16 protein-coding genes and 1 riboswitch are annotated in these 18602 nt (G+C 49.2%); of the genes, 5 read left to right on the top strand and 11 right to left on the bottom strand.

The window, feature by feature from the left end; all coding sequences use genetic code 11:
- Window positions 1-43 precede the first annotated feature (43 nt).
- Window positions 44-631 carry a TetR/AcrR family transcriptional regulator gene (locus BTA35_RS07520; RefSeq protein WP_078319304.1) on the top strand — a complete coding sequence of 196 codons (588 nt, stop codon included), beginning with the start codon at window positions 44-46 and terminating at the stop codon, window positions 629-631.
- A 168-nt stretch (window positions 632-799) separates the two neighbouring features.
- Here BTA35_RS07520 and BTA35_RS07515 read toward each other — a convergent pair whose 3' ends face one another.
- From BTA35_RS07515 to BTA35_RS07505, 3 genes are all read right to left on the bottom strand, one after another.
- Entirely contained in the window at window positions 800-1456 is a 657-nt protein-coding gene (locus BTA35_RS07515) for a nitroreductase family protein (protein WP_078319190.1), read from the bottom strand.
- A 131-nt stretch (window positions 1457-1587) separates the two neighbouring features.
- Complete coding sequence (locus tag BTA35_RS07510; RefSeq protein WP_078319189.1) at window positions 1588-1878, bottom strand: putative quinol monooxygenase; 291 nt, start codon at window positions 1876-1878, stop codon at window positions 1588-1590.
- Window positions 1879-2087: 209 nt separating this feature from the next.
- Entirely contained in the window at window positions 2088-2717 is a 630-nt protein-coding gene (locus tag BTA35_RS07505) for a 3'-5' exonuclease (protein ID WP_078319188.1), read from the bottom strand.
- 287 nt (window positions 2718-3004) lie between these two features.
- Here BTA35_RS07505 and BTA35_RS07500 point away from each other — a divergent pair, with 287 nt between their 5' ends.
- On the top strand, window positions 3005-4357 hold the full coding sequence (locus BTA35_RS07500; RefSeq protein ID WP_078319187.1) for a class II 3-deoxy-7-phosphoheptulonate synthase: 1353 nt from the start codon (window positions 3005-3007) through the stop codon (window positions 4355-4357).
- Between the two features lie 139 nt (window positions 4358-4496).
- On the opposite strand, the gene cobO is transcribed toward BTA35_RS07500, so the two are convergent.
- Window positions 4497-5096 carry a cob(I)yrinic acid a,c-diamide adenosyltransferase gene (cobO, locus tag BTA35_RS07495; protein ID WP_078319186.1) on the bottom strand — a complete coding sequence of 200 codons (600 nt, stop codon included), beginning with the start codon at window positions 5094-5096 and terminating at the stop codon, window positions 4497-4499.
- 37 nt (window positions 5097-5133) lie between these two features.
- The gene (locus tag BTA35_RS07490; protein ID WP_078319185.1) at window positions 5134-6975 is read right to left on the bottom strand and encodes a TonB-dependent receptor domain-containing protein; all 1842 of its coding nucleotides are present in this window, start codon (window positions 6973-6975) and stop codon (window positions 5134-5136) included.
- A 138-nt stretch (window positions 6976-7113) separates the two neighbouring features.
- A riboswitch (cobalamin riboswitch) is annotated at window positions 7114-7236 on the bottom strand.
- Between the two features lie 166 nt (window positions 7237-7402).
- Between BTA35_RS07490 and BTA35_RS07485 the strand changes: the two genes are divergently transcribed.
- Complete coding sequence (locus BTA35_RS07485) at window positions 7403-8236, top strand: 23S rRNA (adenine(2030)-N(6))-methyltransferase RlmJ (RefSeq protein ID WP_078319184.1); 834 nt, start codon at window positions 7403-7405, stop codon at window positions 8234-8236.
- Window positions 8237-8316: 80 nt separating this feature from the next.
- Window positions 8317-9033, top strand: coding sequence for a hypothetical protein (locus BTA35_RS07480; protein ID WP_078319183.1), 717 nt, complete (start codon window positions 8317-8319; stop codon window positions 9031-9033).
- A gap of 205 nt (window positions 9034-9238) precedes the next feature.
- Here the strand turns inward: BTA35_RS07480 and BTA35_RS07475 are convergent, their stop codons facing one another.
- Window positions 9239-11476, bottom strand: coding sequence for an NADP-dependent isocitrate dehydrogenase (locus BTA35_RS07475; protein WP_078319182.1), 2238 nt, complete (start codon window positions 11474-11476; stop codon window positions 9239-9241).
- Between the two features lie 52 nt (window positions 11477-11528).
- Here BTA35_RS07475 and BTA35_RS07470 point away from each other — a divergent pair, with 52 nt between their 5' ends.
- The gene (locus BTA35_RS07470; protein ID WP_078319181.1) at window positions 11529-11747 is read left to right on the top strand and encodes a hypothetical protein; all 219 of its coding nucleotides are present in this window, start codon (window positions 11529-11531) and stop codon (window positions 11745-11747) included.
- Between the two features lie 27 nt (window positions 11748-11774).
- Here the strand turns inward: BTA35_RS07470 and BTA35_RS07465 are convergent, their stop codons facing one another.
- The 5 genes from BTA35_RS07465 to BTA35_RS07445 form a co-directional block, all read right to left on the bottom strand.
- Window positions 11775-12344, bottom strand: a complete 570-nt coding sequence (locus BTA35_RS07465) for a hypothetical protein (protein ID WP_078319180.1) — start codon at window positions 12342-12344, stop codon at window positions 11775-11777.
- Between the two features lie 177 nt (window positions 12345-12521).
- On the bottom strand, window positions 12522-14117 hold the full coding sequence (locus BTA35_RS07460) for an isocitrate lyase (RefSeq protein ID WP_078319179.1): 1596 nt from the start codon (window positions 14115-14117) through the stop codon (window positions 12522-12524).
- A gap of 646 nt (window positions 14118-14763) precedes the next feature.
- A complete protein-coding gene (locus BTA35_RS07455; protein ID WP_078319178.1) occupies window positions 14764-15933 on the bottom strand; it encodes a cupin domain-containing protein in 1170 nt (389 codons plus the stop codon).
- 177 nt (window positions 15934-16110) lie between these two features.
- A complete protein-coding gene (gene purB, locus BTA35_RS07450) occupies window positions 16111-17478 on the bottom strand; it encodes an adenylosuccinate lyase (protein WP_078319177.1) in 1368 nt (455 codons plus the stop codon).
- A 178-nt stretch (window positions 17479-17656) separates the two neighbouring features.
- Window positions 17657-18601 (bottom strand): Abi family protein, encoded by a 945-nt coding sequence (locus BTA35_RS07445; protein ID WP_202931207.1) that lies wholly within the window; start codon window positions 18599-18601, stop codon window positions 17657-17659.
- Between the last annotated feature and the right edge of the window lies 1 nt (window position 18602).

Below are 18602 nucleotides of genomic sequence, written 5' to 3'. Positions count from 1 at the left end.
TCAAGTTAAAATTGAGCGAATGTTCAAATTGATTGAGAGCGCCATGGCTAATAAGGTTAAGTTTGAACGGGAGAATGTAGTTCGCGTTGCCAGTCAGCTATTTTGGCAGAAAGGTTTCCATGCAACGTCAACGCGTGACTTACAGGAAGCCGTTAATATGCGCCCGGGTAGTATTTACTCGGCCTTTGGCTCTAAAGAAGGGCTATATTGCGAATCGCTGAAAGATTACACCGTACAAATGAAAACCCAAATAGAGGGTTTCTTATCAAGTGCCGATACGGTGCTTGGTGGGTTACGTGCATTTGTAGAGAATGTGATAATTAAAACAAAGGGTTGCAGTCCAAGCGCTATTTGTATGCTGGTTAAAGCAAACAGTGAGTTCGCTGAGAAAGACTCAAAATTATATGAGTTGAGCTTAGATTTAATGGCCCAGTTTGAAGCCTATTTAACGCAAATTTTTGAGCAAGCAATAAATAAAGGTGAATTAAGTAATACGTTAACTGCTGTTGAATATGCGCGCTTTTTTCAGGTGCAATTTACAGGTTTGCGTGGTTATTTTAATCGTCCTGATGTAGAGCAATTTGCTGAACCCATGATCAACCAAATGTTCATGTTGATGAGAAAATTATAAATATCAGCCAGGGTGCATTCTCTTCTAATAATCAATAGATAAGGAACACCCATAGTTCAACCGGATCAACACCAGGCACTTGATCTGTGCTCTGAGCAGGGGTGGAATTATGGGTGTCTCAGATTTTCTCTCAAATGTTCTTCCTGAATTTTCCTGCCTCTGAGAGAGCTACAGAACCTTCAGTACGGAATCTGAATCAAGGCGGGATTTCGGCAATTTCGCGTTGTAGTCTTCACTGGGGTCATGGTAACCCATGGCCAGAGCAACATCACAACGGTAGCCCCCCAGCTCTTCTTTAAACTCTTCACTAATCAGCTGGGAATCAACGCCTTCCATAGGGGTTGAGTCTATGCCTAACCGTGCAAGCACATGCAGGGTGTTGCCAAGGGCCAGATAAGTCTGAGCCTTTGTCCAGGCTGAGGTATCGCCGGATTCATCGGTGTTCGATTCAGCAAATGCAAAGGCACCGAATGCCTGTTCGCGATTCTCTGGTGCGGTTCGGCCCACTGTAATGTCTTTATCGATAACCTGTGCGTAGTCTTCACGGGTATAGCGGGGGTTATAGGCGAATAAAATGATATGTGACGCCGCTTTAACGTGGGGCTGGTTAAACTGGTACATATTTTTAAATGTGCTGTGCATCCGCTCTTTAGCCGCATCGCTTTCGATCACAATAAACTTCCAGGGTTGTGAGTTGATCGATGATGCGGAAAGGCGGATCGCCTCATAAATTACCTCAAGTTCCTGTTGGGGTATACGCTTTGTGCGGTCGTAACGTTTAACGGTATAGCGTTGTTTCAGATCTTTGATAATAGGGTGTGTCATTGCGATTATCCTAAATAAAAGTGAAAAGCTACCGCTCTCTCTGAACCTGCAAATATAGGCTGTGGCTGAGTTTATTCAGAGAGACAAAAAAGCGGCTTTTGATTGTCTGCCGGGAAAGCTCTTTTGGATGATCAGGAAATGTTTGTCATCTCATTAAGAGTGAAGCTTGCAACTTTTCCTTCTGTGGCTGCCATATAATCAGCTAAGAGCGGGTTCGCCATATGGGCTTGCCATAGCTCACGGTTTTCCCAGTTCTCATAAAACAGAAAGTGCGCTGGGTTTTCGTTATCCTGGTGCAGGTCATAGTTGATGCAGCCCTTTTCTGTCCGGGTAGCATCGATCAGCTTCAGCAGCTCTGTTTTTACCAGCTCAATGCTGTCTTCGCTGGCAATGATATTGGCTACAATCGTAAGTTTTGTCATAAGTCATTCCTACTGGATCTTGTCAGGGTAGATAGCGGGACACCTTATGGGGGCGCCGTTCGTTCTTTTCGCTATGTAGTTTCTAGTCGGTATGGGGCTTATAGTAGGCTGATCTATTTTATTGATAAACAGTGTACTGTTTGATTCATTATCAAAAAAAATTTGATAATAAGATCTTTCTTATCTTTGAAAACATAAGGCGGGATACCTCAGCCGGTTACGGCATGTTTCAGTAAAAATTGATGGCTGCTGTGTTTAGCCGTTTTGCCCAGTTTCTGCATCAGAGCAAAATCCGCCTGATCGATACCGTAGCGGGTGCTTATATCTTCCAGCATGGCCAGCCAAAGGTGTGTTGTCATTTCGGCATCGGCCAGGGCTCGGTGAAAAGTACCATCTGTGGGAAGGCTCTTAAAGCGCACCAGAGTGCCCAGCTTATGATTAGGGGCATCCTGATAAAGGCGGCGGGCGATCAGCATGGAGCAGGCGAACAGATATGCACTGTTATGATCCGTACGGGCAAGCTCGCTGATCAAAAACTTACTGTCAAAAGACGCGTTGTGGGCCACAAGGTTGAAGTCTTCGATAAAATCGGCAAATTCAGCCATCACTTTGCTGGCGGGTTCCGCATCGCTGAGCATCTGATTGCTAATGCCCGTATAGCTCTCAATAAAACCACTGATGCGTCGGCCCGGATACATTAAGCGTTGAAAGCGATCTTTGATCTGGCCATCTTCAAGCCGAACCGCTCCGATCTCTATCGCCCTGTCTCCCTGATTGGGTGATAAGCCTGTGGTTTCGAAATCCAATACGATAACGGTGTTAGCTGGCCGGTGTTTCATTGCGTGTTCTGCCTGATGCGTTAACGGTATGATCCTGAGGGCTGATCGGGGGCCGTAGGGTACGAAGGTCAAAGGGAAAAGGCAAATGACAGCGGCGACAAATGAATCTGATATTTATTTTTTGCTTTTAAGGCTCTGTATTGCGGTCTTCGGGGTTCCCCTTGGGGCGGTGACATAGTAATGTCAAAGGGATTCATCAGAATAATCAGACTGTTACACATTACCCTAAGGTTGGCCTGTTTTGTCTGAGAGCAGGTCGCTATATGCAGAGAATAAATGGAATCGTTATGAGTAATACCATCTGGACACCGGCATCCTGGAGAGAGAAAACCGCGCGACAAATGCCGAATTATCCGGATCAGGGCGCACTACACAATGTTGAGCAGGAGCTGGCTGGCTTGCCACCTTTGGTTTTTGCCGGAGAAGCCCGTCAGCTTCAGGCTGAATTGGCGGATGTTGCCGCCGGCCGCGCCTTTCTGTTGCAGGGCGGTGATTGTGCGGAGAGCTTTGATGAGTTTTCCGCTAACCATATCCGCGATACCTTTATGGTGCTGTTGCAGATGGCAGTGGTACTGACCTTTGGCGGTCAGAGCCCTGTGGTTAAAGTGGGTCGTATGGCCGGTCAGTTTGCGAAACCCCGCTCTTCGGATACGGAGACGTTGGATGGCGTTACTCTGCCATCTTACCGTGGCGATATTATTAATGATAATGCCTTCACTGAGACTGCCCGTGTACCTGATCCTGCCCGTATGGTGAAGGCGTATAATCAGGCGGCTTCTACACTGAATCTGCTGCGTGCGTTTTCCCGGGGCGGTATGGCGGACCTGCATAAGGTGCATCAGTGGAATCGGGATTTTGTCAGCAAAAGCCCGGCATCGGAGCGTTACCATGATCTGGCTGAGCGTATTGATGAGACGCTGGCCTTTATGCAGGCTTGTGGTATTAGCCCGCAAAACACCCCCAGTATTAATGAAACGCGCTTTTATACCGCCCATGAGGCTCTGCTCCTGCCTTATGAGCAGGCCCTGACGCGTCAGGATAGCCTGACCGGTGGTTGGTATGGTTGCTCGGCTCACATGCTTTGGATTGGTGATCGTACCCGTCAACTGGATGGTGCCCATGTGGAATATTGCCGGGGCGTGAGAAATCCTATTGGGGTTAAAGCGGGCCCGACGACAGACCCTGATGACTTTATCCGTCTGCTGGATGCGATCAACCCTGATAATGAAGCCGGTCGTATGAATGTGATTGTTCGTATGGGGGCAGACAAGATTGGCGATCACCTGCCGGCACTGATCCGTAAAGTTGAAGCGGAAGGCCGTAATGTGGTCTGGAGCAGTGATCCGATGCACGGTAATACGATCAAGGCATCCACGGGTTATAAGACCCGTGATGTGGATTCGGTTCTGGGCGAAGTGAGTGGTTTCTTCGCGATCCATAAAGCCGAGGGAACCCATGCCGGTGGTGTGCATTTGGAAATGACAGGCCGGAATGTAACGGAATGCATTGGCGGGCGCTTTAAGATCAGTGAAGATGATCTGGGGGACCGTTACCATACCTTCTGCGATCCGCGTTTGAATGCGGATCAGTCCCTTGAGCTGGCATTTCTGATTGCGGATAGTTTAAAAGCAGCCCGATAATTGACAGGGTATCGGTTTCCCTTATGGGTTCCGGTGACCGGGCTATAGACCGTAACGTGACAGAAACAAAAAGCCCGCAGGCCGCTGATTTTTCAGCGGCCTGCGGGCTTTTATCTGTCGGGTGAGGAGATTACCCTTCTTACCAATCAATGCCTTTCTGAGCTTTGATACCGGCATTAAAGGCATGTTTTTCATCACGCACTTCCGATACGGTATCGGCATATTCGATCAGATCCCGGTGGGCGGCCCGACCGGTCAGAATAACGGATTGCTGCTCCGGGCGATTTTTCAGTGCCTCCAGCACCTCTTCAATCTCCAGATAGCCGTACTTCAGCATGTAGGTGATCTCGTCCAGTACCACCAGGTGTACTGCGTCATCCTGCAGGTGTGGCAGCGTTTGCTCCCAGGCGGCACGGCAGGCTTTTTTATCCAGCTCACGGTCCTGGGTTTCCCAGGTAAAGCCGGTGCCCATCACGTGAACGCTGAGGTTTGGGTTACCTTCAAAGATATCCCGCTCACCACAGTCCCAGGTGCCTTTAATAAACTGGGTCACCGCTACTTTGTAGCCGTAACCCAGGCTGCGGGCTACCGTGCCCCATGCGGAGGTCGTTTTACCTTTGCCGTTGCCGGTAATGACAATGACGATGCCACGCTCTTCCGTTGCCTTGGCAACTTTAGCATCGACTATCTCTTTACGTTTCTGCATCGCCTTTTTATGGCGGGTATCACGATCAGTCATGGGATCTCCGGTGGGTCTTGTTTAAAGCTTCAGTGAATTAAAAGCGGTAGCGGAATGTGCCGAATACCGTGCGACCTGCGGTTGCATAACCTTTTGTGCTGACATAATCCTTGTCCGTAAGGTTTTTGATGCTGGCAGACAGGTCCAACTGAGGGCTGAACAGGTATCGTGCGTCCAGATTATACAGTGTAAAGCCGCCCAGTTTATCGGTGTTTTGTGCATCGGTGTACCGTTCGCCGGTAAACTGAGCATCAAAGCCTAATGTCAGCTGGTTGAGGGTATGATTTACACGCAGATTCGCTGTTTGCTTGGCCCGATAAATCAGCTGTTTTTTCTCTTGTTTATCTTCTGTATCCAACAGGTTGGCATTAAACGTCAGTTGCGTATTGCCCAGGTCTGCACTGGCAATCAGTTCGGCACCTGTGATCCTGACGCTATCAACATTACTTGGCTTCCAGTTACCGTCTGCATCCGGTGCCCAGGCAATCATATCGTCCAGCTGAGTTTGGTAGAGGTTAATGTCAAAACTCAGATGACTCTCAGGTTGAAAGTTCAGACCCAGAGTTGCGGTGTCTGACGTTTCCGGATCAAGGTCAGGGTTACCCTGGTTAGGCCAGTACATGTCGTTGAAGGTAGGCACAAGAAACGCCGTGGCGAAGCCTGCGGTGATTTTTACTTTGGGCGCTACCTGGTAGTTGGCATCGATACCATAGGTGCTGAAGCTACCAAAGGCTTCGTTGTCATCAATACGCGCGGACAGAGCAGCCTGGTATTTTTCACCGCTCTTTTCCAGAAGCGCGAACAGCGCTTTGTTGTCCCGGGTCTCTTCGTCGTAACTCTGTGTGGAGTCAGAAACATCATCTTTTTTATAGTCAAAACCGGCCACCAGAAGTAGCTCATTATCGAAATAACGGGTTGCCTGCAGCTCAAGCTTTTCGGTATTGGTAATAAAACTGTTCTGATCTTCGCCTGCCAGAACGGTTTGGTTATCGTCTTTGTAGTGGCTGGCTTTTGCATTCAGCGTCAGATTATCAGATAGCGCGGATTCGATACCGGCGTAGAAGCTGGAGTAAACAAACTCATTGACCGCATCGTTGGTATAGATGGATTTACCCTGATCCGCATCATAACCAAGGTATGCGCGGTCATAGTCATTTTCACCGGTGGTGTACTGCATACCTGCCAGGAAGGTATGTTTGCCGACTTTGTGTTCTGCATCCAGCTTTACAGAGCTATTGGTATAGCCATCATCGTCAGCTCCTAGGTCTGCCTGGTCAGGCTTAATATCAAAGCCGTCAGTGGTGAAGTGACTGATATTAGCTCTGAGCTGGCTTTGACCATCGCTGTGGCTAATGCTGATAGCACCTTGTTGAGTATTGTTGCTGCCTCCGCTAAGGGCAATCTCGGCGTGACTGTGTTCCTGTTTCTGTTGTTTGGTGAAGATCTGAATCACACCACCAATGGCGTTGGCACCATACAGACTGGAGCGGGCACCGCGTACAACTTCGATACGCTCTATCTGATCAACCGGCAGGTGGTGAAGGCTGACCTCACCCAGTGTTGCACTGCCGATCTGAACGCCATCAACTAAAACAAGCATGCGATCCTGACTGATGCCGCGCAGGAAAAGGCTGCTTTCCTGTCCGTATCCACCATTAGAGCGAATCTGAATACCGGGAGTTGCCGCCAGTGCTTCGGTCACACTTTTCGGTTGCTGCTGTTTAAGATCTTCTTTCGTAATAACGGTAACGGATGACACGGTATCCGTCTGAGCCTGCTCGGTGCGGCTGGCAGTGATGACGATGGTCATAGGGTCTGCAGCAAAAGCAACAGGAGATAGGGCAGCAGAAACAGCGGTAGCCAGAATAATTTTCTTCATGGTAAAACACAATCCTCAGCGCAATAGATAAGCGTGAGGGAGGGCAGGCGCAACAGTGGCATTGTCCGTAAAAGGATAAGGCATGAGTCACACCGGTGTCGCCCTCCGCAACACCGTAAATACTCGGGAGTCAGAAAAAACTCCAAAGCGTTGTGAGCTGGTAACCGGGCTCAGATACGGCTTTTGCCGCGATCCTTTACCGTTGCGGGGGCAGCGCAGGACTTTCACCTGTCTTCCCCAGCTCAAAACGTAGGCGCATCATATAGTGATCTTTTTGTGAGTCAAGCCACTGATTTTCAGCATGCTATGAGTGACACTCATATCGGCGCTGTTGGGCATTGTTAGGTGCGCAAATAGAGCCAGTGCTACAATACGCCATTGTGCAGAGATATCTGCATCCCTCAACTTCCTGACCAAAGGTTTTTATATGCTCAGTTACCGTCACGCTTACCACGCGGGAAATCATGCCGATGTGATTAAGCATCTGACTATGGCACTTATTTTTCAGTCAATGCACAAAAAAGCGAAGCCATATTCTTATATTGATACCCATTCTGGTGGTGTTGATTATGACCTGTTGAGCGATGAAGCGGTAAAAACCGGTGAAGCAGCGGAGGGAATTCTGAAGGTTCTGGAGCACCCCTTGCTACCCGAGAGTTATCGTGAGCTGATCAAAGACTATAATCCATCTGGCATATTGGCACGCTACCCGGGTTCTCCGGCAATTGCTCACCACTTTCAGCGTGCCGGTGACAAGCTGCAACTGATGGAACTGCATAACAATGAAACCAGTGTCTTAAAGCGCAAGGCGTCACGCTGGCCGGATACGGCGATTCATCACCGTGATGGCTTTGAAGGGTTGCCGGGTATCGTACCGCCGGAACCTCGTCGTGGTGTGGTGCTGATGGACCCTTCCTATGAGATCAAGACCGATTATATGAAGGCCCTGAAAAGTATCAAAGCGGCTTATAAACGTTGGCCTACGGGGGTATATGCTCTTTGGTATCCGATGTTGATTGCAGATAAGAGTCAGATGATGCTGGACAGCTTTGAACGCAGTGGGATTCGCCGTATTTTGGTTGCAGAGATCAGCCGTGAGGCTGGACAGGATGAAACTTTCGGTATGATTGGTAGCGGTATGATGATTGTGAATCCTCCTTTTCAGCTGGATGAGCAGTTATCAGAATCACTGCCAGCGCTGGCTGAGGCGATGTTGGGTAAGACAGCGGTTGCAGATGTACGCTGGCTGGTGGGTGAATAATTCTGATTGCTCAGGTGCAACAGACTATATCAGGTGCAACAGGCTATATCAGGTGCAACAGGCTATAGAGGGATACTGTTATGGCAGCTATGGGGAAAGCAAACAAGGCTAAGGTCTCTCTGGGCAGGCGTTTGCTTCATCTGTGGCGACTCTGGCCTTTGGTACTTGTGTTGCTTGTGCTCGGGTCATTGATCGCGCCTTTTTATGTGTACTCCCGCTTTAACAGTGAGCAGCCCATTGCCCGTCTGGAGTTTGAGGCTCTGGGGGATGCCTGGTATCTGGCTTCGGTGACCCGCTTTCCTGAATGTTCATTGCAAAATTACCGCATTCGCGGTGATCAGTGGCAGCTGGATGCTGAGTTTCTGAAATGGAAAGGGGTTGCTGTTTTGCTGGGGGCGGAGTCCCGGGTTGCACTGGACCGGCTTTCCGGTCGTTTCAGCACCATTGATGCCGCTCAGCGTGCTAAGCCCAGTATGCATGATTTAAAACCCGAGACCTGGTTTGCTTTTGGTGTTTCTATTGCTGAGGGTGCCGACAGCTTTTTAGTGGATACCCATTTTGGTGCTTCTGCGTACATGACAATAGACCCCGCTAAAAGTTATTGGGTTTATAAAACAGAAGATGCTTTGATTGCCCGTAGCCACCCCCGCAATCAGACTGAGCTGGATGGGGGTACGATGACGTTGGTGATTGATCAGAGTTGCGCTGACTCACAGCCAGATCTTTTGGAAGGTTATGCCCGCCAGTGGAATCAGTGGTTATTAGCTTTAAAGCAGATGCTCCGGTCTCTGCTATAGAGATGATGGAGGCGCTGCAAATGATGCAGTCTCAGATTTTCCGGCTACAAGAGCGTTTGGCTGAGGCTATGAAAGCAGCGGGTATTGCTGACCCTTAGATACAGGCTAATCTCTCGTCACTTTCAGAATCAAGGTGTATAAAAAAACCCGGGCAAGCCCGGGTTTTTGTTGAGCGCTAGGCTCGATTCATTCCGATATCGGCGTCTTACAGGGAAGCCAGGATATCGTTCAGAGTTTTGCTTGGACGCATCACAGAGTCAACTTTAGCCATGTCCGGGTGGTAGTAACCGCCCAGATCAGCTGGTTTGCCCTGTGCGTCAGCCAGTTCCTTGATGATTTTCTCTTCATTTTCAGTCAGAGCTTTCGCCAGAGGAACAAAGCGTTTCGCAAGATCAGCATTTTCAGTCTGTTCAGCCAGGTACTGAGCCCAGTACATCGCCAGATAGAAATGAGAACCACGGTTGTCCAGCTCACCAACCTTACGGGAAGGAGACTTATTGTTCTCCAGCAATTTACCGGTTGCAGCATCCAGCGCTTTTGCCATCAGCTTGGCATCGGCGTTGTCATTTTTGATGCCCATCTCTTCCAGAGAAACGGCCAGTGCCAGGAATTCACCCAGTGAATCCCAACGTAGGTGGTTTTCTTCCTGAACCTGCTGTACGTGTTTAGGTGCAGAACCGCCTGCGCCAGTTTCGTACATGCCGCCACCATTCAGCATAGGAACGATAGACAGCATCTTCGCTGATGTACCCAGTTCCATAATTGGGAACAGGTCGGTCAGGTAGTCGCGCAGTACGTTGCCGGTTACAGAGATGGTGTCTTTACCACGAATCATGCGCTCCATAGAGATCCGGATCGCACTGTTATAATCCATGATGCTCAGGTCAAGACCGTCGGTATCATGATCCTGCAGGTATTTTTCAACTTTCAGGCGCAGTTGCTGATCGTGAGCACGCTCATCGTCCAGCCAGAAGATTGCAGGTGTGTCAGACTGACGTGAACGGGTCACAGCCAGTTTCACCCAGTCACGAACAGCAGGGTCTTTAGTCTGGCAGGCGCGCCAGATATCACCATTTTCTACTTCGTGCTGCATCAGTACGGTGCCGTCGGATTTAACGACGCGCATAGTCCCGTCCTGAGTCATCTCGAAGGTCTTGTCGTGAGAGCCGTACTCTTCAGCTTTCATCGCCATCAGACCTACGTTAGGCACTGTGCCCATCGTCGTTGGGTCAAATGCACCGTTGGTCTTACAGAAGTTGATCATCTCCTGGTAGATACGGGCGTAAGTAGACTCAGGCATTACCGCTTTAGTGTCTTTAGTCTTGCCGTCACGGCCCCACATTTTACCGGAGTTACGGATCATCGCAGGCATGGATGCATCAACGATAACATCGCTTGGGATGTGCAGGTTGGTGATACCTTTGACAGAGTCAACCATCGCCATTTCAGGGCGGTGCTCGTAGCAGGCGTGAATCGCTTCTTCGATCTCTTCCTGCTGAGACTGAGGCAGTGTTTTGATCTTGTCGTAAACACTGGCCATACCGTTGTTCGGGTTTACGCCAAGCTGTTCGAACAGATCACCGTATTTGTCGAACACTTCGCGATAGAAAACACGAACCGCGTGGCCGAATACAATAGGGTGGGATACCTTCATCATGGTCGCTTTAACGTGCAGAGACCACATAACACCATCTTCTTTACACTCCTGCAGAGTGCGTTCGAAGAAAGTGTCCAAGGCTTTGGCGCTCATAAACATGCTGTCGAAGACTTCACCGGCTTCCAGAGGAAGGGTCTTTTTAACTTCAACATTGCCGCTTTTATCAACGAACTCGATACGAACGTCATCAGCTGCATCCATGGTGATGGATTGCTCGCTGGAGAAGAAATCACCGTCGCGCATATAGTCAGCGTGGGACTGAGATGCTTTGCTCCATTTACCCATGGAGTGCGGGAATTTACGGGCAAACGCTTTAACAGCCGGAGGTGCACGGCGGTCAGAGTTACCCTGGCGAAGAACAGGGTTTACAGCACTACCCAAAACTTTTGCGTAACGGGACTGGATATCTTTTTCTTCGTCTGTGGTCGCTTCATCCGGATAATCCGGCAGGTCGTAACCCTGGGACTGCAGCTCGGTAATAGCGGCTTTCAGCTGAGGAATAGAGGCTGAAATATTAGGCAGTTTGATCAGGTTGCATGAAGGATCTTTCGTCAGCTCGCCCAGTTCAACCAGAGTATCGGTTGCTTCCTGTTTCTGCTCGTCAGTGAGACGGTCAGCAAAGCCAGCCAGGATACGGGATGCAACGGAGATGTTACTGGTTTCTACTTTAATACCCGCAGCAGCCGTGAAGGAGCGCACGATAGGCAGGAGTGAGCCAGTTGCCAGCATCGGTGCTTCATCAGTGAGGGTATAGACGATTTTTTGCTCTGAATTTGGAGTTGTCATTTTTATCCCTATTGTTATGGCGTGTAGCCAAAGACCTAACACTGGATGGCTTGTGGCCATCCCAGATCTGAAGGAGTTTTATTCTGTCTGTTGGCGCTGGATTGTACTAAAAAACATCACCTTTTTATATGGTGGAGAATTACAACTTATGGCTAGTAAGGGCCTGTTTTTAGCATCGACTGGAAAATTTTTTACAAAACAGCGCTTGATGGAACCTTTGCCGGGGATGGATAGCAGAAATAAATCAGCCCGCAAGTTGTATGCGGGCTGAAGACTAAAAAGCAGTTTTACTCTGGGTTTATTCGCAAATAAGGTCGATAACGTTTGCTGGCAGATCCTGGTCGATATAGGCCATCCCCAACAGATTGAGGTAATCCATACGATCTGCTTTCATCAGATCAATAGACGGTACCGGCTGTTTATTTGCCTGGTAAATAGCTGCCAGAAAGGCCATGTAGTTTTCACCTTCTTTTACCATCAGCAGACTGGCTGCACCCACATCGGGTTTTACTGCGCTGTTAATGTCATCAGGCAAGGTGACGGAAAGCACGACGGGCTGCTCGTCGCCTTCGATGCGAACATGGCGATTTCTGACGGTTTGCTGAGCCCAGTAGAAGGCCAGCTCTTTGCTTTGGGTCAGGAATACCGGTTCCGTGGTTTCGCTGTAATGGTCATCGCCAATGGTGGCCATGGTTTTCTTTGCGGCTTCTTTTAAGGCCTGGTCACCGGAACGTTTGAGACCTTGTTCCTGAATGGAATCGACCAGTGCAGTTGAGGTGCCGTGATACCAGATATTGCTTGTGGCAAACCCCTGTTCCGTTAATAAATCTTGTGCATCTTTTAGAAAAACGGGTGTATCTGTCGTCATAGTTAAACCACTTGTTCAGTTTGCAGTTAAAGCCGTATGCCATTCTAACGTAAAAAAAGCAGAGTAATAAAAAAGGCGGCTCCTTTTGCAAGGGCCGCCTTCTTAGGAGATCTCTGAACCAGGTTCAGATTACTTCCCTATAACCGGTTAGCTTGAGCTGTTCACTCAAAGCCGGTCTTAGCTGAACTGGTTAGAGGTGTTTTTCGCACCGCCAGCTTTCAGTGCAGCTTCACCTGCGTAGTATTCTTTGTGATCGTCACCAATATCAGACCCTGACATGTTCTGGTGTTTCACACAAGCGATACCCTGACGGATCTCTTTACGCTGTACGCCTTCAACGTAGCCCAGCATACCTGCGTCACCGAAGTACTCTTTAGCCAGGTTGTCTACTGACAGAGCAGTGGTGTGGTATGTCGGCAGTGTGATCAGGTGGTGGAATACGTTTGCTTCACGTGAGCAATCTGCCTGGAAGGTACGAACACGGGCGTCAGCTTCAGCAGACAGCTCAGAGTCATCGTACTTGGCGTTCATCAGATCGGCACGGTCGTAGGCAGAAACATCTTTACCCGCTTCAACCCATGCGTCGTATGCCTGTTGACGGAAGTTCAGTGTCCAGTTGAAAGATGGTGAGTTGTTGTAAACCAGCTTCGCATCCGGGTGTACTTTACGTGCATCGTCCATCATATCTTTGATTTCGTGTACGGTTGGTACTGCAGTTTCAATCCACAGGAGGTCAGCGCCAGCATTAATCGCTTCAATACAGTCAAATACGCAACGCTCGTGCCCTGTGCCCTGACGGAACTGGTACAGACCGGAAGCCAGGCGCTTAGGACGAACCAGCTTACCGTTACGGCTGATCAGTACATCACCTTCAGCGGTGTCTTCCGGAGCAACTTCTTCAACATCCAGGAAGGAGTTGTAAATATCGCCCTGATCACCCGGCTCACGTACAACTGCGATCTCTTTGGTCAGGCCAGCACCTTCGGAGTCAGTACGGGCAACGATAACACCGTCATCTACACCCAGTTCGAGGAAGGCGTAGCGCAGTGCACGGATTTTCGCGTGGAAGTCAGCGTGAGGTACCGTTACTTTACCGTCCTGGTGGCCACACTGCTTCTCATCTGCTACCTGGTTTTCGATCTGCAGTGCACAGGCACCCGCTTCGATCATCTTTTTAGCCAGCAGGTAGGTTGCTTCTGCGTTGCCGAAGCCTGCATCGATATCCGCAATAATTGGGACAACGTGAGTTTCGTGATTGTCGATCTTGCTCTGGATTTCAGCTTCCAGTTTGCTGTCACCAGCTTCACGTGCTTTGTCCAGCTCGCGGAACAGGCCACCCAGTTCACGGGCATCCGCCTGACGCAGGAAGGTGTACAGCTCTTCAACCAGATCTGCTACAACAGTCTTCTCGTGCATAGACTGGTCAGGCAGAGGGCCAAAGTCAGAGCGCAGAGCCGCAACCATCCAGCCGGACAGGTACAGGTATTTACGCTCAGTGGAACCAAAGTGCTTTTTGATAGAGATCAGTTTCTGTTGACCAACAAAACCGTGCCAGCAACCCAGAGACTGAGTGTATTTGGTTTTGTCTTTGTCAAACTCAGCCATGTCGCGACGCATAATGCCAGCAGTGTACTTAGCGATATCCAGACCGGTTTTGAATTTGTTCTGAGCGCGCATACGTGCTGCAGATTCAGGGTTGATGGCATCCCAAGGAGAACCGTTGGTTTCTTTCAGTTTTGCTACTGCATCGATGTCTTGTGTGTAAGTTGACATGCTTTTTCCTCTACAGAGTGTGCCTGTTAGGTTATTCCCCGGAACCTGCCTGTTGATCCGTATTATTGGGGTATCAACGTTGTGCTGCAGGCTTAGGGTATCCTTCCGTTCCGCTTTGATGTGCCGTCAAAGCAGATCATTTTGTGTGCCTGTGATTTTAAGAAACAGTGAAATGTTTCGCTGCTCTATCACCTTTGGCAAGTTCGTTCTTAAGTGCCGGAATTAATTTATCCAGCGCTTAAAACGAGTGTTTGTCGTTTTGTGTGTTTTTACTATGCCCTAAGCAGTGAACCCTTTGCAAACGCTACTTTGGGCTATATAACTTGTTGTAACTACACTACAAATTGTTTCCTGTAGTCTGACTACCGTTTGAATGAATTTTCCTTGTTGCAGCGCAATAGTGTTGTAGTTTTACTTTCAGAAGTGACTGCACCATAGGGAGGCTTTTCGCTCAATCTCTGGTAGATTGTCGACAATCTTGTGTGGGCGGCGATAGCTGTTGCTGGCTTTCAGGCGCTTAAAAGAGGCCCTTCGCTGAGCGGGGCTAATGATGAGGTGTAGCGAGAGGTTATAAAGAGCAGTGACATTAAAAGAGGGCTCAGGATGCAGACAGCCATGGTGATAAACCGTGACTGTCTACAATGGTTTAGTCACTAAGATAGAGAGTGCCGCGATTTACCAGATCCAATACTATTGCTTTAAAATCTTCAGAAGATGAGGATAATTCATGATCGGTCAGATGTTTCTGCTCCGTAAGAAAGAGTACTACCTCACGATCTGCTGCAGAAACTTCAAAGCCATCGCCATCGGCAAAGAGTAAAAGACCATTTTCGGCTTCTGAAAAGGCCATTCGGCTACCTTCACTCAGGCAGATTGCCATCCCTTGTGTGATTTCCTGCTCCATTTTTGCCTGTGTCAGGGCTGTTTCAGCCGGAATTAGCTGGTCGAGATACTTGGGCTGGGTCATATAGCGGCCAAACCAGGCTTTGATGGTCGCTTTATCTGCCAGTTTCTCCTGAATGATCGCCTGTACGCGGTTGATCGCATCAGCACCGATTTCGCTGGTATGGCTTTGTAGTTCCAGATCAGGGTCCTGGTAGCGGTCATCTTCGCAGAGGGATTCTCCAATAAAGTCGGCAAGAGAGGTTACAATCTCATCGGCAGAGGGAGCCCGGAAGCCTACAGACCAGGTCATGCAGTCATCAGATTGCGAAACTCCGTAGTGGGCAAGTTGTGGCGGCAGGTAGAGGAGGTCGCCGGGTTCGCAGATGAAGGTCTCTGTGGCATCGAATTCCTGCAGAATACGCAGCTGTACATCCGGAATAAACGGCGTTTTATCATCAGCGAAACCGCCGATCTGCCAACGACGTGAGCCCTGGGTTTGCAGTAGGAAGACATCGTAGTAATCCAGGTGAGGACCAACACTACCTTCTTTGGGGGCGTAGCTGATCATGATGTCATCGACCCGCCAGCTGGGGATGAAATCGAAGGCTTCTATCAGGGCTGCGACTTCAGGAACGTAGTGATCGACAGCCTGAACGAGCAGTGTCCAATGGCTCTCTGGTAGCTCATTGAAGCGCTCCGCTTTAAAAGGGCCATTTTCAAGATGCCATTTTTCACCCTTAGGGCCGGTTTCCATAACAAGTCGTGACTCGACCTGCTCTTCAAGGGCCAGGCCCGCCAGCTCATGTTCATCAATGGGGGATTCAAAGTCGGGAATCGCATTTTTGATAAACAGGGGTTTCTTCTGCCAGTAATCCCGCAGAAACTCTTCGTAGCTGATATGACCCAGCAGGCTTTCAGGGAGTTGTAACATAGTTTTTTCCAGTCTTTTTCAGAAATCTGTTGGTCTTATGCAGATCGTTTATTTTTCAGATAGAAAACATAAGCCAAAGAAAAAGGCCCTGACAAATATCAGAGCCTTCTTGGGTAGGTAAAACGTTGAGCATGAATGTTCTTAGCACAGATGAGGGCTAGGAACAGTTGTCATGGCTCAGATCGCTTTAGCCTGATCGATAGCGTTGCCGATGTAGTTATGCGGCGTTAGCTGCATCAGCTCATCTTTCGCTTCCTGAGGCATGTCCAGTGTCTGAACAAATTCCTGCAGAGTTTCTTTTGTGATCGCTTTACCTCGGGTCAGCTCTTTCAGCTTCTCGTATGGCTTTTCGATGTTGTAGCGACGCATAACGGTCTGGATCGGTTCAGCTAACACTTCCCAGCTGTTTTCCAGATCTGCATTCAGGCGTTCTGCGTTGGTTTGCAGCTTGCTGATGCCTTTCAGGGACGCCTGATATGCAATCAGAGACTGCCCAAAGCCCACGCCCAGATTACGCAGAACAGTGGAGTCGGTCAGGTCACGCTGCCAGCGGGAGATCGGCAATTTCGCGGCCAGGTGCTGCATGATAGCGTTGGCGATACCCAGGTTACCTTCGGAGTTTTCGAAGTCGATTGGGTTAACCTTGTGCGGCATAGTGGATGAACCCACTTCACCGGCGATGGTGCGCTGCTTGAAATAACCCAGGGAGATATAACCCCAAACGTCACGGTCAAAGTCGATCAGGATGGTGTTGAAGCGGGCAATAGCATCAAACAGCTCAGCGATATAATCGTGTGGCTCAATCTGAGTTGTGTACGGGTTAAAGGTCAGGCCCAGGCTTTCAACGAAAACTTTTGCGTTCTCAGCCCAGTCGATGCTTGGGTAGGCGGACAGGTGTGCGTTGTAGTTACCAACGGCACCATTGATTTTACCCAGCAGCTCAACCGCTTCAACCTGCTTCACCTGGCGCTGCAGGCGAGCCGCAACATTGGCCATCTCTTTTCCCAGTGTCGTAGGAGATGCGGTCTGACCATGGGTGCGGGACAGCATAGGCTGCTCGGCGTTGTTAATTGCCAGCTGACGAATCGCCTCTACCACTTCTTTCATGGTTGGCAGAACGACACTGTCCAGTGCGCCTTTCAGCATCAGGGCGTGAGACAGGTTATTGATATCTTCAGAGGTGCAGGCGAAGTGAACAAACTCAGTAACAGCCTGCAGTTCGCTGTTGCCTTCGATACGCTCTTTGATGAAGTACTCAACCGCTTTTACATCGTGATTGGTGGTACGTTCGATCTCTTTGATGCGCTGGGCATCATCTTCGCTGAAGTTGGCGACCAGTTGATCAAGAACCTGATTGGCTTCTGCGCTCAGGGCAGGAACTTCAGTAATTTGATCGTGATCGGCCAGGCGCTGTAACCAGCGGATTTCAACTTCTACGCGGGCACGGATCAGACCAAATTCACTCACCCAAGGGCGCAGGTCAGCGGTCTTAGAGCCATAACGGCCATCAACGGGGGATATTGCGGTAAGGCTGGAAAGCTGCATTTTGTTACTGCTCTCTATAAGCTGATTATATGAAAGGGCGCATCATACCTGAATTTAGGCTGGGATTACACATGACCACGACTATAAGGGGGCAGTACAATAATTTAGAATAAAACCTGTGTAAAAGCGCTGCCGTAGCAGATCTTCTATCAGGTCGATGAGTATGGTTGTGATGATGCTAAGTAGGTTGCTTTTGTTGCCAAATCAGCCGCATTTTCCAGTCAGCCGGAAAGCCCATGCGGTCGATGTCGATTTTATGGCTATCGATCAGTTGGATGAGTCGTTGCTTCCAATGGTGCTCACCGCTGATCAGATCCATGATATAACCCAGCATCACCAAGGTGTTATAAATTTTTCGTAACCGCCGGTCGCTATCGGGCAAGTGTTGTAAGCTTCGAATCAGTGCCGGGTCGCCATGGCGTGGCAGTACGGTTGTTTTGGTAAAGTCACGGTTCCACAGTCTGGCATGATGCGCACTTAAATTGCGCACTAGCGACAAATGCTCACAAAATGAGGAAAGGGTTTTTTCATCTAGGCCGTAGTTTTTGCTTATGATTTGGCGGTCGGCACGCAGCTTGATATTGCTATACCAGCGGGAAAGCTGGCCCATGGTTAACAGCTCAACACAAGCCCAAATAGGCGGTAGTGGCTCCTGGTATTTTTGCGTGAGATGTTTAATAAACTCCTCGCGACTGCGCTTCACTTCGCCTGTAAGCTTGCCAAGGCTGTTGGCGTACTCTAATAAATCACCAAATAATTCTGGTTTTAAATGAGGATGTGCCGTTTGGTATTTTTGGCTCAACTGATAAGCAATTTGCGTGCGTAATGACACTTCAAAGCGTTCTATGGCATCTAGCACCAATAAGCGTAATTCTCGGTCGAACACATATAGATTTAGGATTTGCTCAAACTGCGTGCCAGCAATAAAGGTATGACTCACATGATCTTGCTCGTAGGGCAAACAATAGGCGGCAAAGCGATAGTAGTTTAGCTGTCTTAGATAGAACTCGGCATTTGTGATATCACGAATCACTAAGCCTCGTTGTTGGAGTAGACGTATTTGCTCAGCAAAGCTTGCAGAGGGTTTGGTAAAAGCGATTTTGGGAGGTGATTTGCGGCTCATT

Source organism: Oceanospirillum linum, assembly GCF_001995095.2.
GTDB lineage: Bacteria > Pseudomonadota > Gammaproteobacteria > Pseudomonadales > Halomonadaceae > Oceanospirillum > Oceanospirillum linum.
Note: the sequence above shows the minus strand (reverse complement) of the source record. Positions and strands in the feature narration are given on the sequence as shown.

Bases quoted from the DNA above. Each gene is read 5' to 3' on its own strand.
- BTA35_RS07465 (WP_078319180.1), bottom strand. From the start codon at position 12,344: ATGACGACAGATACACCCGTTTTTCTAAAAGATGCACAAGATTTATTA.
- cobO (WP_078319186.1), bottom strand. From the start codon at position 5,096: ATGACTGATCGTGATACCCGCCATAAAAAGGCGATGCAGAAACGTAAA.
- BTA35_RS07515 (WP_078319190.1), bottom strand. From the start codon at position 1,456: ATGACACACCCTATTATCAAAGATCTGAAACAACGCTATACCGTTAAA.
- BTA35_RS07475 (WP_078319182.1), bottom strand. From the start codon at position 11,476: ATGACAACTCCAAATTCAGAGCAAAAAATCGTCTATACCCTCACTGAT.
- BTA35_RS07510 (WP_078319189.1), bottom strand. From the start codon at position 1,878: ATGACAAAACTTACGATTGTAGCCAATATCATTGCCAGCGAAGACAGC.
- BTA35_RS07505 (WP_078319188.1), bottom strand. From the start codon at position 2,717: ATGAAACACCGGCCAGCTAACACCGTTATCGTATTGGATTTCGAAACC.
- BTA35_RS07445 (WP_202931207.1), bottom strand. From the start codon at position 18,601: ATGAGCCGCAAATCACCTCCCAAAATCGCTTTTACCAAACCCTCTGCA.
- BTA35_RS07485 (WP_078319184.1), top strand. From the start codon at position 7,403: ATGCTCAGTTACCGTCACGCTTACCACGCGGGAAATCATGCCGATGTG.
- BTA35_RS07520 (WP_078319304.1), top strand. From the start codon at position 44: ATGGCTAATAAGGTTAAGTTTGAACGGGAGAATGTAGTTCGCGTTGCC.
- BTA35_RS07490 (WP_078319185.1), bottom strand. From the start codon at position 6,975: ATGAAGAAAATTATTCTGGCTACCGCTGTTTCTGCTGCCCTATCTCCT.
- BTA35_RS07460 (WP_078319179.1), bottom strand. From the start codon at position 14,117: ATGTCAACTTACACACAAGACATCGATGCAGTAGCAAAACTGAAAGAA.
- BTA35_RS07500 (WP_078319187.1), top strand. From the start codon at position 3,005: ATGAGTAATACCATCTGGACACCGGCATCCTGGAGAGAGAAAACCGCG.
- BTA35_RS07480 (WP_078319183.1), top strand. From the start codon at position 8,317: ATGGCAGCTATGGGGAAAGCAAACAAGGCTAAGGTCTCTCTGGGCAGG.
- BTA35_RS07455 (WP_078319178.1), bottom strand. From the start codon at position 15,933: ATGTTACAACTCCCTGAAAGCCTGCTGGGTCATATCAGCTACGAAGAG.
- purB (WP_078319177.1), bottom strand. From the start codon at position 17,478: ATGCAGCTTTCCAGCCTTACCGCAATATCCCCCGTTGATGGCCGTTAT.